This is a genomic window from Tistrella mobilis, assembly GCF_041468085.1.
In the GTDB taxonomy this organism is placed as follows: domain Bacteria; phylum Pseudomonadota; class Alphaproteobacteria; order Tistrellales; family Tistrellaceae; genus Tistrella; species Tistrella mobilis_A.
On record NZ_CP121014.1, the window covers coordinates 307729 to 323019 of the forward strand.

A 15291-nucleotide genomic window follows, 5' to 3' on the forward strand; every position below is an offset into this window, starting at 1 on the left:
GTCAGCTTATCGACCCGTGAAGGCGGGCTTGCGCTTCTCGCGGAAGGCGGCGACCGCCTCGCGATGGTCTTCGGTCAGGTTCGACATGCTTTCATAGCCGATGCAGGCATCCATCATCGAATGGGCCAGCTGCTTCAGCGCGATATTGGTCGCGGTCTTGGTCCAGCGGATCGCCTTGGTGGCGCCGCCGGCCAGGCGGTCGGCCAGGGCGTAGACCTCGTCGTCCAGCTTCTCCGGCGCGACCGCGCGGTTGATCAGCCCGATCTGCGCCGCCTCGGGTGCCGTCAGCAGGTCGCCGGTCAGCAGGAATTCCTTGGCGCGGGCGAAGCCGATCAGCTGCGGCCAGATCACGGCACCGCCATCGCCGGCCACCAGCCCCACCGACACATGGGGGTCGCCGATCTTCGCCTTGTCGGAGGCGATGATGATATCGCACATCAGTGCGATTGTCGCACCCAGCCCGGTGGCATGGCCGTTCAGCCGGCAGATCAGCGGCTTTTCAAGATCCAGCTGGCTGAACACGATGCGCTTGGCCTCAAGCCCGGTGCGCTCGAACTCGCCCGGCACATCGATATGTTCCTGCATCCAGTTGATGTCGCCGCCGGCGCAGAAGGCGCGGCCGGCGCCGGTCAGCACCACCACGTCGCTGTCGGGATCCATGGCCAGGTCGGTGAACAGCCGCGAGAATTCCTCGTGCAGCCGGGCGTTGACCGCATTCATCGCCTCGGGGCGATTGATGGTCGCGGTCAACACGCGGTTGCGGCGTTCGAAGGTGAAGCATTGATAGTCGCGGAATTCGAAGGCGCCGGGTTCGGTGGTCACGGGGTGGGTTTCCTCTCAGGCGGGGCGGTTCGTCTGCCGCCCTTGGGTGATGTCTTCAATGTCAGAGGCAATCAGGCGGCATTGCTCTGATCGGTGGTGGCGATGAAGCGGTCCAGATGCAGGTCGTTGCCGCCCATGCCGGCGGCGATCACCTTCAGGCGTTTGAAGCCGTGGCCGACGATCATCTCGTCGGTCATGCCGATGCCGCCATGCAGCTGGATCGCCTCGCGCCCGACATGCATCGCCAGTTCGGCGACATGCAGCCGGGCGGCCGATACCGCGCGGGCGCGGGCCAGAACGTCGTCTTCGGCCAGGGCGACCGTCGCCATGATGACCATCGACCGCGCCTCTTCGCAGGCGATGTGGATGTCGGCCATGCGGTGCTGCAGGGCCTGGAACCGGCCGATTTCCTGGCCGAACTGGCGGCGGGTGCGCAGATGGTCCAGCGTGGCCGCCTTCAGCCGTTCCATCACGCCCACCGCCTCGGAAAGTTCGGCGGTGATCGCGCGGTCGATCAGTGCGGCCAGGATGGCATCCGCATCACCGGCCAGCAGGGCCGCCGCCGGCGCGGTGGCGCCGTCGAACACGATCTCGGCCGCGGTCATGCCGTCGAGTGTGGGATAGCCGGTGCGGGTGATCCCCGGTGCCGTCGCATCCACCAGGAACAGCCCGGTGGCGCCGCCCGGCATCGCGGCCGAAACCAGCAGGCAATCCGCCTCGGCCCCGGCGCGGACCACGCTTTTGGTCCCGTCCAGCCGCCAGCCGTCACCCGCGGGCGCCGCCCGGGTGCGGCGCGGGGCGGCCGGGTCGCGCAGGCCCGGCTCGTCATGGGCGAAGGCAATCACCAGCCGGCCTTCGGCGATGGCGGCCAGCCGCGCATCCTCCGCAGCCGCCCCGGCCAGCATCAGCGCCGCGGGGGCGATCACCGCGGCCGGCAGATAGGGCTCGACCATCAGCCCGCGGCCGATCTCCTCCATCACGATCATGGTCTCGACCGCACTGCCGGCACTGCCGCCGGCCGCTTCGGGCAGGGCCACGCCCTGCCAGCCCATCTCCGCCATATCGGCCCAGGCGGCCCGATCGAAACCGCCGGCCGCCGCGGCCTTGCGGCGCTTCAGGTCATAGCGCTCCGCGACCCAGCGCCTGGCCATGTCGCGCAGCATCGACTGTTCTTCGGTGAAGCGGAAGTTCATCTGATCCGTCCATCATTATGTCTTCATCATGTCTTTCGGTCCGCGCTGTGGTCAGGATCCATCATGCACAGCCGTGATCCGTTGCGTGCCGCTCCCGCCCGATCTGCCCCGACCCATTGGCCCCCGATCCATTGGCCCCCGATCCATTGGCCCCCGATCCATTGGCATCTGTCCGACTCCGTCGCCGCCCCACTTGCACACGCTCGCCACCGTCATCCCGGCGAAGGCCGGGATCCAGGTTTGCTTCCATCTGAAGGACCGCGATGATCCAGGTGCCGGCCCGGACGGCGGCGTGCTTCACGATGCCTGACATCGCCGTCCTTACACATCTGCGCGTGCCATTCCCGTAGATGCCTGCCTGGATCCCGGCCTTCGCCGGGATGACGGTTGTGATGGTGTGCGATGGCGATCGGATGCTGTGCCTGACATCCGCAGTTGAAGAGCCCCGGCGGGCCTGCCGGGCATCGACTGATCCGGCATTCGCTGCATCCAGGCCGGTACCGGGCGTTGTGGTCAGAGGCCCAGGGCGTGTTTGGCCAGGATGTTGCGCTGGACTTCGTTGGAGCCGCCCCAGATGGTGGGGGCGCGGTGGTAGAGGAATTCGGCCAGGATGCCGGCGGCGCCGTCGGGGCCGATCTCGATGCCCTGCGCCTCGGCCTCCAGCAGCCGCACATCGAAGGGGATGCCGTAGAGGCCCAGCACGTCGGTGGCGAGTTCGGTGATCGCCTGCACCAGTTCGCTGCCGCGGATCTTGAGCAGAGAGGCCTCGGCCCCGGGGGCGGCCCCGTCCATGGCGGCATCCAGCATGCGCAGCGTGGTCCATTCCAGCGCCAGCACGCGGATGTCCAGCCGGGCGACGCGGTCGCGGAAGCGGGGATCGTCGGCCAGCACGCCGCGGCCGTTGGCATGGGGCAGGCGGGCGGCCATGCGCCGGATCTTGCCGATCAGCCGCCTTGCCTTGCCGGTTTCGGCCGAGAGCATGCGCTCATGCCCCAGCAGGAATTTGGCGTAGGTCCAGCCCTTGTTCTCGTCGCCCACCCGCTCACTCACCGGCACGCGGACGTCGTCGAAGAACACTTCGTTCAGATGATGCGCGCCGTCGATGGAGATGATCGGCCGCACCGTCACCCCCGGCTGCTTCATGTCCAGCAGCAGGAACGAGATCCCCTCCTGGGGCCGCGCGGCATCACCGTCGGTGCGGGCCAGGCAGAACATCATGTCGGCCCAATGGGCCATGGTGGTCCAGATCTTGGAGCCGTTGACGATATAGTGGTCGCCATCGCGCACCGCCCGGGTCTTCAGCCCGGCCAGATCCGATCCGGCGCCCGGCTCGCTATAGCCCTGGCACCAGAACACGTCGGACGACAGGATGCCGGGCAGATGCCGTTCCTGCTGATCGGCATTGCCATAGGTGAAGATCACGGGGCCCACATAATTCACCCCGAAGGGCAGCAGCCAGGGGGCACCGGCGCGCGCGGTTTCTTCCTGGAAGATATAGCCTTCCACCGGCGTCCAGTCGCACCCGCCCCATTTCTTCGGCCAGAACCCGGCGATCCAGCCCTGTTCATGCAGGATCTTCTGCCAGCGGATGTGATCCGCGCGGGAAAGATGCCGCCCCTCCAGCACCTTCGCCCGGATATCCTCGGGCAGCCGCTCCTCGCAGAACCGCCGCACCTGATCGCGGAACGCCCGCTCTTCGGCCGTGAACTCGGCGTGCATGCCTCGCTCCGAACTGATTAATGATTCATGAGTCATTATTCTTGTCGCCGAAACCGGGGCGGTGCGCAAGATCAAATCGTGTTGTGCGGTGCGGGAGAAATTTTAGGAGGAATTGTGCGGTGCGGTGGGGGGCGGCGGCGTGGGGCAGGGGGCGAGGGGGGCCTACCTGGGTCTGCGGGCTTCAGCCATGGCGATGTAGCGGGCTTCGAGTTCGTCGAAGACCTCGTCAGCAGGGTGGGTGCGTCCGGCGGCCCCGTCGGCGAGGCCGCGGAGGATGGCGGCGTCGAGGGGGGTGAGGTCGGGAGTGATTGGATTGTCCATGTGAATATCCTCCATTTTGCCGGTATTCGAGTGTATCATCATATCCTTTTCATCCGTGCGTTGACGATCGGAAGCATCGTATCTGAGGGGGACTATGCGGGGGATTGACGTTTCCGGGTGCCCTGCCTTGATGATTGCCGGATCTCTTCCGGTAGCTGAGCCTTCGGAGATGAGGGCAGGCGAGCACCCTTAGGAGCCGTGTGGGTGTCAACAGATACCGCAGGTATCGGCATTCATGTAGAGTCAGGAGTGCGGAGCGGACATATGTCGAGCCGACCGTATATAAATAAAAATATTGCACAACTCGAACAAATTTTTCGACACGTGCGCGATGATGTAAATGAACTTGATGTTCTGGTCGACGAATTGTCTTATCGAAAGACGCCCAGAGCGAGAGCACTTGCTATAAAGGTAGACAAGGCGCTGGCGGTACTGGTCAAGCGCGGGGCCGTTGCCGAGCCTACTCCTGCCGTTGCGGTGCATCGGTCCGATGCTGCGTCGATGCCTTTTTCTGCAACTCCGCCGAGTAATGCGCACGGCTTGGGCAGGTCGATCTCCCCGAGGGGTCCTGAGATCCCGGCTGTGCCCGATACTCCAGTCCTGCAGCCGGAAGTCGTACATGTCCCGATAGATCTGGAGGCTCTTCCCTCCTTCTCTCCGTCAGGTCGGCCGGATGATGCGCGCGCCATACTGGCAGCGTGGACAGCCCTGGAGGCCCTGTCTCCTCAGAGTTACAAACGTCCACAGGACCTTGCGGCCGGCGAGCGGTCTCGGGTCGTGCCATTGGAACGTGGTGTTCCATGGGAAGCATCGGTCCGCAGCAGGCCAAACCATAAGCTCTACTTCGAGGTCTTTCTCGGCGCCATTGCGCTCGACGGAGCATCGGATGAACTGGCTCAGGCGTTTGGCGAAGACGTCGAGCGTTCTCGTCCCGATGGCAAGAAGGCGGCGATCGGCTCAATTCTTGTAAATAAAGAAGGTCATGTACTTGAGGAGAAGGGCATTGCCGTCTCCAGTTTTGCCTGGGCACTCAGGGTAGCACTTGATCGCAAACTCGATAAATTGGGAGCATGGCCGCAGGTAGAACGGCATGTCGTCGAAAAACTGGACCGGATGGTGCGACATCACGACAGCGACGGAAAACCGATCCCGCTCGATCTGGATGTCGTAAACCAGGTGCATCGATGGCTCGTGGCCCAGTTTGGCGTGCCCGCTCATCTTGTCGAGCCGCCAAGCTTTGCACTGAAGGTGTTTCACTACTATAAAGCAAAGACGCCGCCTGAGCCATCTTTGCTGAATTCGTTCTATCTTGAGGATCTTGGCCAGGCTGTCAAAGTGATCGAGGGGGGGCGGGGCGGGCTTGGCCTTCTGCGCTATATGGGCATCGGGCAGCCTGCCGAGAAAGTCGACGTCCTCTCGCCCGCTGCGGCTATTGAACCTTTCGTCTCGCCGTCGCTTATGCCGCCGGCACGTTGGCCGTCGCCGGGCGGCCACCCACTGGTTCTGCTGCAACAGGCTGCCGTCAATATTGCACGTGCGGAACTTGGCGGAACAGCCGGTATCTTGGGCATCAATGGACCGCCGGGAACCGGAAAGACGACGCTTCTCAGGGACATTGTCGTCGGATGCATTGTCGATCGCGCCATCGCAATGGTTGCGTTCGACCAGCCGGAGGAGGCGTTTGAGGCGACGGGCCAGAAGGCGGCAATGGGGCAGAACGCGTTTCTGCACTTTTATCGGTTGGATGCGTCGCTGAAAGGCCACGAGGTCATCATTGCGTCGTCGAACAATAGGGCCGTTGAGAACGTCAGCAAGGAACTGCCTCTGAAGGACGCCAATGGTCGTCATGACCGGATGTCGTACTTCAGGTCGATCAGCGATCTGATCGCGAACCCCAATCCTATCGATTCTTATGGCGAGAACGACATCTCCTATCGCGAGCCGGTCGAAACCTGGGGACTGATGGCTGCCGTGCTCGGCAACAGCGGTAACCGCGCGGCGTTTCAGCGGGCGTTCTGGTGGAACGATGACGGTGGCTTTCGTACCTATCTGAAAGCGGCGCGCGGCCTTGACGTCCTGTGCGAGATCAAGGATCAGCAGACCGGCAAAATTCTGGATCGGGTGTTGCCACCGGTGGTCGCTCTCGAACGCCCGAGCAATAATGGTACGGATGCTGCTGCTGCCTGGCGGCAGGCCCGTGCTGCCTTCCTGCGGATCAAAGAGGCGGTGGACACCGAAATTGCCGGCTTTGAGAAAATCCGCAAGGATGTTCTGGCGGCCAAGAAAGCCTCAGACGATCTGCTGAATCTTGAACGAATTTTTTCTGAACTGAAGCAGGCCGTCGCGCAATCTCTTCAGACAATAAAACTGTGCCGTCAGGCGCACGAAGACGCCGTGGTACAGGTTGGGGTGCGCACGGCACTGCTGGATGCTCACAATGCCAACAGGCCCGGACTCTTTTCTCGTGTTCTCGGATCTGCGGGGAAATCCTGGCGCTCTACTGAACGGGACCTTTCCGAATCGGTCGACCAAGCCATCCGACAGCAGAAAACGGCGCAGGATGCTCTGCAGAAAGCCGAGACCGGCTTGATGCGACTTCAAGCTCGGCTGCAGGCGGTCGAGGAAGAAACTTTGAAAAAAAGGCAGCATGTATCCGCTCTTGATGCGGCTGTGGTGCAGGCACGAAACCAACTGGGTGGCAGAATTGTCGATGAGCAGCTGTTTAAGCGCGCGCATGACGAAATTCATCTGACAGCGCCGTGGCTGCCCAACAACCTCCACAGTATGCGTGAAGATCTGTTTGCTGCGGCCCTGACGGTCCACAAAGCGTTCATCGACGCCTCTGCAAGTCGTCTGCAGCACAATCTGGGTTTGCTGATGTCAGCGATGAACGCCGGTTCGTTCAAATCTCCGGCCCATCGTGAACTGCTGCCCGATCTCTGGTCTACGTTGTTCATGGTAGTGCCGGTTGTCTCAACGACCTTCGCTTCCGTCAGAGCCATGTTCGGCGATTTGCCCCCTGAGAGCCTGGGTTGGTTGCTGATTGACGAAGCCGGGCAGGCACTTCCTCAGGCAGCGGTCGGCGCGATCATGCGGGTGAAGCGCTCTATTGTCGTGGGTGATCCGCTGCAAGTTCCCCCGGTAGTCACGCTGCCCGAGAGATTGACGTCTGAAATCTGCAAATACTACAATATTGAGGAAACCAAATGGTCCGCGCCATCGGCATCTGCACAGACACTCGCCGATCAGGCATCGCGTTTTCGATCAATCTTCGTTGCGGATGTCGGCGACCGAGAGGTCGGTTTGCCTCTTCTCGTACATCGGCGGTGTCAGAATCCGATGTTCGACGTTTCCAATTCCATCGCCTACGCACGCCAGATGGTACATGCAGCAGGGGCGAGGCGTCCCGGCCCGATCGGCACAGTGTGGGGGCCATCTCGATGGATCAATATTAATGGTCACGCCGACACTAAATGGTGCCCCGAGGAGGGCGAGGTCGTTGTCCGGATGTTAATACAGCTGGCTGCATCTGGTGTCCGTAATCCTGATCTCTTTATAATTACACCATTTAAAATAATTGAGACGGAAATGCGAAGACGAGTCGCTGGCGAAGTAGACTTGCTCCGAGAGTTCGGGGTACAGAAGGATCAATGGGCCCGGGATCGCGTCGGTACCATCCATACGTTCCAAGGTCGGGAAGCGGATACGGTTATCCTGCTATTGGGTGCACCCAACGCGGCTCAGCACAGGGCCCGGCAGTGGGCAGCGAACCCGCCCAACATTATCAATGTCGCTGTTACACGCGCGAAACAGAACCTGTACGTGATCGGCTCAGCCAATGCATGGGCGGGTTCTGGAGCCAGTCTGCAAGTCCTTCAGCGCCATCTGGCTACACACTGACGTTGAAGTTATTGTCTCATAAATCCCTTTATCTAAGGGCATGTCGTCCGATATTTTTCTGACGATCATCCCGGTATATATTCGATCTGGTGTATACGGGAGGCCCGACATGCCCCAGCTCGCAAAGATAGTCAAATCCGGCGATTCACAGGCTGTGTGGTTGCCGAAGGATTTCCGCTTCGATGTTGACGAGGTTGAAATCACGCGAGAGGGCGATGCCGTGGTGCTGCGTCCGAAGATTGATGCCGACCGGCGCCGGGCGGCGTTACGCGCCGCCATCGCCCGCGGCCTGAGCGACGACGTCATGATCGACGGCCGCGACCAGCCCGATTTCCCGCCCGATCTCTCACCCCCCGATCTCTGACCCTACCACCCCCCCAAAAAAACAGCCGCACCCCCAAGGATGCGGCCGTTCTCACCCCTCCACCCCGCCCGTATCCGGGCAGGCCAGAGGTCAGCTCTTCTTCAGCGCCGCCGTGGCGTTGCCGATTTCGAACGTGCCCTGGGCGGTGCCGCTTTCGGGCACGATTTCGCGGGCGCGGTCGCCGATTTCGTCGATGCGGGCGGCGATCTGCTCGGCGGCGTCGGGGCCGTCGCCGATGTAGACGCCTTCGGTCAGCGTCACATAGGCGCGTTCAAAGCTGCCGGCGCCGGCGTTCAGGATCATCCGGGTCGGCGCGTCTTCCGACACCAGATAGAGCAGGCCGGGGGAGACCGTCTCGGGGCGCAGCGCCGCCAGAACCTCGGCCGTCATCAGGCCCTCGGTCATGCGGGTGGCGGCGGTGGGGGCCAGGCAGTTGACGCGGATGTCGTTCTTAACGCCTTCCAGCGACAGGGTCTGCATCAGCCCCACCAGCGCCATCTTGGCGGCGCCGTAATTGGACTGGCCGAAATTGCCGTACAGGCCCGAGGACGAGGTGGTCATCACCACGCGGCCGTAATTCTGCGCGCGCATGATCTCCCACACCGCCTTGGTGCAGATCACAGCACCCATCAGGTGCACGTCGACCACCAGGCGGAAATCGTCCAGGCTCATCTTCGCGAAGCTCTTGTCGCGCAGAATGCCGGCATTGTTGACCAGAATGTCGACCCGGCCCCAGCGCGCCATGGTCTCGGCGACCATCGCCTCAACCGCCGCCGCATCGGTCACCGAGGCGCCGCTCGCCATCGCCTCGCCGCCGGCGGCCTCGATCTCGGCCACGACCTGGGCGGCCGCATCCGAAGACCGCCCGTCGGCGCCCAGATCGTTCACCACCACCTTCGCACCGCGCGCGGCCAGCGCCAGCGCATGGCAACGGCCAAGACCGCCGCCGGCCCCGGTCACGATGGCAACGCGGCCGTCGAACCTCATGCTCATGAACTCCACCTTCCCTGTCGGTCGTCTTCCGCTTTGCAGGTCCGGCCACCCTCTTGGCATATGACCCCTGGGCACACCTTCGCCTCAGGCATATGGGGGCATGATCGGCGGACCCGCCGCCCGCGGCGCGTCTGCCGCGGGCAGGCGCGATCATAGCGGCTGCGCGCCGCAGCGCAAAATATACGGTGTTTGAAAGATCTTACGGCCGGCCATAGGCGCCGGCGCCGCCGGCTTCGGCCGAGGCCTCCCGCGCTGCGGCGAAGATCAGGGCGCGGTCGTCTTCCGACAGCGCGGTGGTGGTGGTGGTGGTCACCACGCAGGCAACTTCGTGCTGGGCATCGAAAACCGGCGCCGCCTGGCCGGTGATGCCGGACAGCAGATGGCCGCTGAGTTCATGGCCGAAGGTCTGGCGGATCCGCGCCAGATCGCGGGCGGCCGGCGGCTTGCCGCGGAACGGCGCCGGCTGGAGCCTGCGCGCCACCTCGATCCGCTCCGGCGGCAGAAAGGCCTGGAAGACCAGGCCGCAGGCGGTGTTGTCGAGCGGCAGCACATCGCCCAGGCCGATGGCGCTGATCGAGAAATAGGCGCTGCGATACCAGCGCACCACGGTGGGGCCGCGATCGGTCCAGATCGCCACCCCGCCGCTGGCGGCGATGCGCATCGCCAGCGCCTTCATATGCCGTGCCGCCACCTCCACCGCATCGATCCGGCGCAGCGCGCCGATGCCGATATCCAGCGCCGTGGGGCCCAGATCATAGCGGCCGCTGGCGGTTTCCTGCACCGCCAGCCCCTCCTTGATCAGGCTTTGCATATAGCGATGGGCGGTCGAGGTGCCGGTGCCGGCGCGGCGGGCCAGTTCTCCCAGCGCCATCGGCCCTTCGGCATCGGCCAGAATGGTGAGAAAGCGCGCCGCGATCGAGACCGACTGAATGGTGCCGGATCGCCGCTCCCCCCCCTTTTCGTCCTCTGTCCCCTTGTCGTCCTCCATCTCCACCCCGCTCATCGGATCACCGAGGGCAGCCAGAGGGAAATGGCGGGGAAGGCGAGCAACAGAACCATGACGACCATTTCGGCGAGAAGAAACCACGACGCACCGCGCACGACACGGCCGAACGAGATGCTGGCCGGCATCAGACCATGGGCCGCAAACAAGTTCAATCCAAGCGGCGGCGTGATCAGCCCGATCTCGATATACTTGACCGCGATCACCCCGAACCAGACCATGTCGAGCCCGCGCGCCTCTACCGCCGGCAGAAAGATCGGCAGGGCCAGCAGCATCACCCCCATCGGGTCCAGCACCGTGCCCAGCGCCAGCAGCACCACCGACAGCACCAGCATGAAGGCGATGTCGCTGTCGGCGAAGACCGCCAGATGGCCGGCGACGACTTCGGGGAAACCGGTCAGCGCCAGATAGGTGGAGAGCGTGCTCGCCCCCACCGCCACGATCAGGATCGCGGCCGTGGTCCGGGCGGTGTCGGCGATGGCGGCACGAAACGCCGCCCGGTCGAGCGTGCGGCGGATCAGCGCCACGATCAGCGCCGCCAGCGCGCCCAGCCCGCCCGCCTCGGTCGGCGTCGCGAAGCCGCCATAAAGCCCCGCGATCACCATGGCCGCGATGGCGGCCACCGGCCACACCCCCAGCAGATCCCGCAGGCCCGGCCGGCCGCCCGCCTCGTCGCGGGCATCGCCGCCGGCGATCGCCGGGTTCAGCCGGGCGCGCAGGATGATCATCACCGTATAGGCAAGGGCGGTCAGCAGCCCCGGCAGCAGGCCGGCCGCGAACATGGTCAGCACCGATTGTTCGGTCAGGATCGCGAAGATGATGAAGGGGATGGAGGGCGGGATCACCGCGGCGATGGTGCCGGCGCAGCCGCAGACCCCGGCGATCAGCCCCGGATCATAGCCGCGCTTCAGCATCTGCGGCACGGCGATGCGGCCCACACCCACCGTGGCCGCCAGGCTGGACCCCGATGCCGTGCCGAAGGCCGCGCAGGTGATGTTGGTGGCAACCGCCAGCCCGCCCGGCACCCGCCGCGTCAGGTGCTGGAACAGCGCGAACAGCACATCGGCAAGCCCGGCCCGGGCGACGATATTGCCCATCAGCAGGAACATCGGCACGGCCGAAAGTTCCCAGCTGGCGGCGAATTCCAGCGGCGCGCGCGACAGCAGCGCGAAGCCCGGGCCGATGCCGATCATCGCCACCGTCCCCGCCAGCCCGGCGGTGAACAGGGCGAAGGCGATCGGCACCCGCAGCGCCGCCAGCCCCAGAAACAGCAGCAGGGCCAGGCAGGCCTGATATTCCGGGGCAAGATAGTCAGCCGCCATGGGCCAGCTCCACCGGTTCGCGGCCCGCGGCCACGCGGACCAGCTGGGCGACGGCCGCCAGCGCCAGCGCGCCGAACCCCGCCACCACCGCCCAGCGCCCCGGCCAGACCGGCAGGGAAAAGCCGGTCAGCACCACCCGTTCGCCGCGCAGCGTCGCCACCCAGGCGACATCGAACGACAGCCAGGTGAACAGCCCCGCCACCGCCACCGTCACCAGCGCCGCCGCCAGTCTTTGCAGCCGGCGCGGCCAGCCGCGCAGGCGATCCGCCAGCACGCCCACCTCGATCTGCCGGCCCGTGACCTGAAGCCCCGCCAGCGGCAGGAACACCGCCATCACCATATAGATCCGCGCCACCGCCTCGGGCATGCCCTCGGGCGTGCCGCCGGCGATCAGGCGGATGATCAGATCCAGCGCCATATGGGCGAACATGGCAAGCACCGCCAGTTCGCCCAGCGCACCGGTGGCCGCGGCGGCGCGCGCCGCCATCCGGTCGAGGATGCGCATCAGCCGGGGCACGCCGCCAGGCTTTCCGGGAAGACGGTCTCGGTCAGCAGCCGGGTCATCTCCGCCGGGTCGGCCTTGATCTTCGGCAGATATTCCTCGTGCCATTTGCGGTAGATCCGGGCGATCCGGGCCGCGAAGGCGTCGGGTTCGGCAATGCCGCGCGCCGCCGCGCGGGCGGCGAGCGCCGTCACCTCGCCCGCCTGATAGGCGGGCCAGGCCGCCTGCATCGCCGCATCGCCGCCCGAGAAACCGGCCACGGCTTCCAGCTTCGGCCGCACCTGCGCATCGGCATCGATATAGGCCTTCTGCACATAGGGCAGGGCGGATGCGGCGGCATGGGCCAGGATCGCCTTGCGGTCGGCCTCGCCGATCCGGCACCAGGCCTCCAGGCTGACGGACACCGGGACGGCGCCGCCGACGATGCCCTGGGGCATGTCGATCACGCCTTTGACGACATCGGTCAGGCCATAGCTCTGCGCCCAGCTGATCGGCACCAGCGCGCAATCGGTCTTGCCCGTCTGAAGCGAGATCAGCAGATCGGTGATCGAGGTGGTGACCGGGATCATGCCCAGCGCCTCGGCCCAGCGCGCCTCGGGGCTGGCGATCACGCTGACCCGGCGGCCCTGAAGATCGGCCTTGCCCGCAACCGGGCTGGTGCACTGCATCGCCATCGGCGCGGTCGCATTCAGGAACAGCGGGATCTGGCCCTCGCGGCGCATCTCGTCCAGGCAGTCGGGGCAGCCCTGGAAGAAAGCTTCGTTGATCGCCCCCATCGTCGCCACCGGGTCGACGCCGAAACCGGTCAGCTCGGACATCACCGAGGCATGGGGCAGGTCGGACGGATAGAAGGCCAGCACCACGAAACCCGCATTGACCACCCCGTCGCGGATCGAGGGCAGCACCGTCGGCATCTTCACCACCGTGCCGCCGAACAGGCCGCGGAATTTGACCCGGCCTTCGGTCACCGTCTCGATGCCCTTCAGGAAGGGCACCACGCCGTCGCGATTGAACAGCGCCTGTTCCGGCACCGGCGAGCCGTAGGTCAGCGTCGCCGCGTCGGCCGCCGTACCCGCGGCAAGGCAGATCGCCGCGGCGGCAAGCCCGTGGCGCAGTCTGGTCAGTGTGGTCATGGGTTCTGTCCCCCGGTGCATCGTCTCCCGCTCCGCGACCGGCTTGATGTCCTGTATCGCGGAAGATATTCTGGATCGTGGAATACCCTCCGCCATCTGTCAAGGACGCCCGCATATGCGTAAGGAATTGATCGGTCTCGATCATCTGATGATTTCAACCCCCGATCTGCCGGCGATCCGCGCCTGCTATCTGCGGCTGGGTTTCTCGGTGACGCCCTGGCGGACCAACGAGCCGATGGGCGGCGGCAAAACCGGCGGCCGCGGCGGCAACCATCTGGTGCTGTTCCGCCCGACCGATGACCGCATGACCAATTTTCTGGAATTCGCCTATGCCGACCCGGCCCATGCCGTGCCCTATATGCGCGATCTTCTGGGTCGCCGGCCGGCGCTGGCGATGATCGTGCACGCGGCGACCGATCTGCGCTCACTCGACGAGGGCTGGCAGGCGGCGGGTTTCCCGCCCTGCCTGTATTACGAACTCGACACCGACTATCACGACCCCGACGACGGCACGGTCGACCGGATCCATTTCCGCGTTCTGGTGCCCGATGCGCCGCGCGGCCCGCTCGCCTTCAATGCCTGCGAGGTGATGGACCGCAGCCATTATCTGCGGCCCGGCTGGATCGCGCATGAAAACGGCGCCGAATACTGGGCGGCGGCCACCGTGGTGAGCGATGATCTGGCGGCGATGCGTCGCCATTTCGGCGCGATCTACGGCATTCAGCCGGTGCCGGAAGGGCCTGTCTCGGTAACCATGGGCGATCAGACCCTGACGGCGGTCGATGCCGCGGGCTTCGCCGCCGGCTGGGGCGATGCCGCGCGCCGCGCCGATGGCAGTCTCGCCGAGCTGGCGGTGGAGGTGCGCGTCGCCTCGGCCGATACCGCCCGCGCGGTGCTTACCCGCAATGCTGTGAGCTTCCGGGACGAGGGCAGCCGGCTGATCGTGCCGGCGGCCGAGGCCGGCGGCATCGTGCTGGTGCTGGCCGAGGCCGCTTGAGCCATGCGCGCCCCCAGATCCCGCGAGACCCTCCCCATGACCGGCGCCATCGGCCTGATCGGCGGCACCGGCTGGCCCTCCACCGCGCTTTATTACGAGCGTCTCAACCGGCTGGCGGAGCCCGGCACCGTGCCGGTGCTGATCGCCAGCCTGTCCTTCGCCCCCGTGCTCGCCCATGCCGAACAGGGCCGGTTCGATCTGGTCACCGCCGCCTTCGTGGGGGCGGCGCAGGCGCTGGATGCCGCCGGCGCCGGGGTGATCGGCCTTTGTGCCGCCACGGCGCATCTGGCGTTCGATGCCGTCGCCGCCGCGGTCGATCTGCCCTGCCTGCACATCGCCGATCCCTTCCGCACCCCCGCGGATCTTGTGCCCCCGGGGGCGGTGGTGGGCGTGCTCGGCACGGCGCAAACCCTGGAGCAGGGCGTGTTTTCGGGCCCCCTGGCCGCGGCCGGCCACCGGGTGCTCAGGCCCGAAGGCCGGGTGGCGGCGGGGCTCGACCGGGCGATCAAGACCGGCATCTCGGCGGGGCGCCCGGCCCCGGAGGATATCGCCGCGGTCCAGGCGGCCCTGGACGATCTTGTCGCCGGCGGGGCCGATGCCGTCGTGCTCGGCTGCACCGAACTGCCGCTGATCCGCGACCGGCTGCGCACGCCGCTGCCGCTGATCGATGCGGTGGCGGCGCATTGCCGGGCCTTGCTGGCCGCACCGCGGGGCTGATCGCCCGGCCCGCACAAAAAAAACCGCGCCGCGGGAAACAGGATCCCGGCTGGCGCGGTGGAGGATCGCACAGGGAAAGTGCGGGCAAGGAGACGACCATGACGAGCCGAAGGTCCGATGACCCGGTCCGTCCCGATGTCCAAATCAGATTATCGCCATGCTGCTTAACGAGGCGTGAAGGCGGATCGTTTTTTCACGGCCGGCGACAGGAAACTGCATGATATGTCGCCGGTTGCGATCGGGGATGGGGTATGGATCTGTGTCATTTTCAGGGCAGGAGGGTATCTGAACCGGTTTTTCTTGCC

Annotated in this window: 13 protein-coding genes; 4 read left to right on the plus strand and 9 right to left on the minus strand. The window is 65.4% G+C overall.

Going from position 1 to position 15291, the window contains the following annotated elements:
* Positions 1–6: 6 nt before the first annotated feature.
* The 4 genes from P7L68_RS01285 to P7L68_RS01300 all read right to left on the minus strand — a co-directional run bounded on the left by P7L68_RS01285 (position 7) and on the right by P7L68_RS01300 (position 4055).
* Positions 7–822, minus strand: a complete 816-nt coding sequence (locus P7L68_RS01285) for an enoyl-CoA hydratase/isomerase family protein (RefSeq protein WP_371999183.1) — start codon at positions 820–822, stop codon at positions 7–9.
* A 71-nt stretch (positions 823–893) separates the two neighbouring features.
* On the minus strand, positions 894–2015 hold the full coding sequence (locus tag P7L68_RS01290) for an acyl-CoA dehydrogenase family protein (RefSeq protein ID WP_371999184.1): 1122 nt from the start codon (positions 2013–2015) through the stop codon (positions 894–896).
* A 513-nt stretch (positions 2016–2528) separates the two neighbouring features.
* Positions 2529–3734 carry an acyl-CoA dehydrogenase family protein gene (locus tag P7L68_RS01295; protein ID WP_371999185.1) on the minus strand — a complete coding sequence of 402 codons (1206 nt, stop codon included), beginning with the start codon at positions 3732–3734 and terminating at the stop codon, positions 2529–2531.
* A gap of 162 nt (positions 3735–3896) precedes the next feature.
* Positions 3897–4055, minus strand: coding sequence for a hypothetical protein (locus P7L68_RS01300; protein WP_371999186.1), 159 nt, complete (start codon positions 4053–4055; stop codon positions 3897–3899).
* A 264-nt stretch (positions 4056–4319) separates the two neighbouring features.
* Between P7L68_RS01300 and P7L68_RS01305 the strand changes: the two genes are divergently transcribed.
* Entirely contained in the window at positions 4320–7955 is a 3636-nt protein-coding gene (locus P7L68_RS01305; RefSeq protein ID WP_371999187.1) for an AAA domain-containing protein, read from the plus strand.
* A 109-nt stretch (positions 7956–8064) separates the two neighbouring features.
* Positions 8065–8319 carry an antitoxin gene (locus P7L68_RS01310; protein ID WP_371999188.1) on the plus strand — a complete coding sequence of 85 codons (255 nt, stop codon included), beginning with the start codon at positions 8065–8067 and terminating at the stop codon, positions 8317–8319.
* A gap of 90 nt (positions 8320–8409) precedes the next feature.
* Here P7L68_RS01310 and P7L68_RS01315 read toward each other — a convergent pair whose 3' ends face one another.
* From P7L68_RS01315 to P7L68_RS01335, 5 genes are all read right to left on the minus strand, one after another.
* Positions 8410–9312, minus strand: coding sequence for an SDR family NAD(P)-dependent oxidoreductase (locus tag P7L68_RS01315; protein WP_345959761.1), 903 nt, complete (start codon positions 9310–9312; stop codon positions 8410–8412).
* Between the two features lie 199 nt (positions 9313–9511).
* Positions 9512–10300, minus strand: a complete 789-nt coding sequence (locus P7L68_RS01320) for an IclR family transcriptional regulator (RefSeq protein WP_371999189.1) — start codon at positions 10298–10300, stop codon at positions 9512–9514.
* Positions 10301–10311: 11 nt separating this feature from the next.
* Entirely contained in the window at positions 10312–11637 is a 1326-nt protein-coding gene (locus P7L68_RS01325; RefSeq protein WP_371999190.1) for a TRAP transporter large permease, read from the minus strand.
* Positions 11627–12154, minus strand: a complete 528-nt coding sequence (locus P7L68_RS01330) for a TRAP transporter small permease subunit (RefSeq protein ID WP_371999191.1) — start codon at positions 12152–12154, stop codon at positions 11627–11629. Before P7L68_RS01330 ends, P7L68_RS01325 begins: the two co-directional genes overlap by 11 nt.
* Positions 12142–13272, minus strand: coding sequence for a hypothetical protein (locus tag P7L68_RS01335; RefSeq protein WP_371999192.1), 1131 nt, complete (start codon positions 13270–13272; stop codon positions 12142–12144). Before P7L68_RS01335 ends, P7L68_RS01330 begins: the two co-directional genes overlap by 13 nt.
* A gap of 115 nt (positions 13273–13387) precedes the next feature.
* On the opposite strand from P7L68_RS01335, the gene P7L68_RS01340 reads away from it, so the two are divergent.
* Both P7L68_RS01340 and P7L68_RS01345 read left to right on the plus strand, forming a co-directional pair.
* Positions 13388–14269: a VOC family protein gene (locus P7L68_RS01340; RefSeq protein WP_371999193.1), complete on the plus strand. Its 882-nt coding sequence runs from the start codon at positions 13388–13390 to the stop codon at positions 14267–14269.
* 36 nt (positions 14270–14305) lie between these two features.
* Complete coding sequence (locus tag P7L68_RS01345) at positions 14306–14986, plus strand: aspartate/glutamate racemase family protein (RefSeq protein WP_371999194.1); 681 nt, start codon at positions 14306–14308, stop codon at positions 14984–14986.
* Positions 14987–15291: the final 305 nt, after the last annotated feature.

Excerpts from the sequence above, each read along its gene's own strand:
- P7L68_RS01290 (WP_371999184.1), bottom strand. The coding sequence starts at position 2,015 with ATGAACTTCCGCTTCACCGAAGAACAGTCGATGCTGCGCGACATGGCC.
- P7L68_RS01295 (WP_371999185.1), bottom strand. The coding sequence starts at position 3,734 with ATGCACGCCGAGTTCACGGCCGAAGAGCGGGCGTTCCGCGATCAGGTG.
- P7L68_RS01300 (WP_371999186.1), bottom strand. The coding sequence starts at position 4,055 with ATGGACAATCCAATCACTCCCGACCTCACCCCCCTCGACGCCGCCATC.
- P7L68_RS01305 (WP_371999187.1), top strand. The coding sequence starts at position 4,320 with ATGTCGAGCCGACCGTATATAAATAAAAATATTGCACAACTCGAACAA.
- P7L68_RS01310 (WP_371999188.1), top strand. The coding sequence starts at position 8,065 with ATGCCCCAGCTCGCAAAGATAGTCAAATCCGGCGATTCACAGGCTGTG.
- P7L68_RS01315 (WP_345959761.1), bottom strand. The coding sequence starts at position 9,312 with ATGAGCATGAGGTTCGACGGCCGCGTTGCCATCGTGACCGGGGCCGGC.
- P7L68_RS01320 (WP_371999189.1), bottom strand. The coding sequence starts at position 10,300 with ATGGAGGACGACAAGGGGACAGAGGACGAAAAGGGGGGGGAGCGGCGA.
- P7L68_RS01325 (WP_371999190.1), bottom strand. The coding sequence starts at position 11,637 with ATGGCGGCTGACTATCTTGCCCCGGAATATCAGGCCTGCCTGGCCCTG.
- P7L68_RS01335 (WP_371999192.1), bottom strand. The coding sequence starts at position 13,272 with ATGACCACACTGACCAGACTGCGCCACGGGCTTGCCGCCGCGGCGATC.
- P7L68_RS01340 (WP_371999193.1), top strand. The coding sequence starts at position 13,388 with ATGCGTAAGGAATTGATCGGTCTCGATCATCTGATGATTTCAACCCCC.
- P7L68_RS01345 (WP_371999194.1), top strand. The coding sequence starts at position 14,306 with ATGACCGGCGCCATCGGCCTGATCGGCGGCACCGGCTGGCCCTCCACC.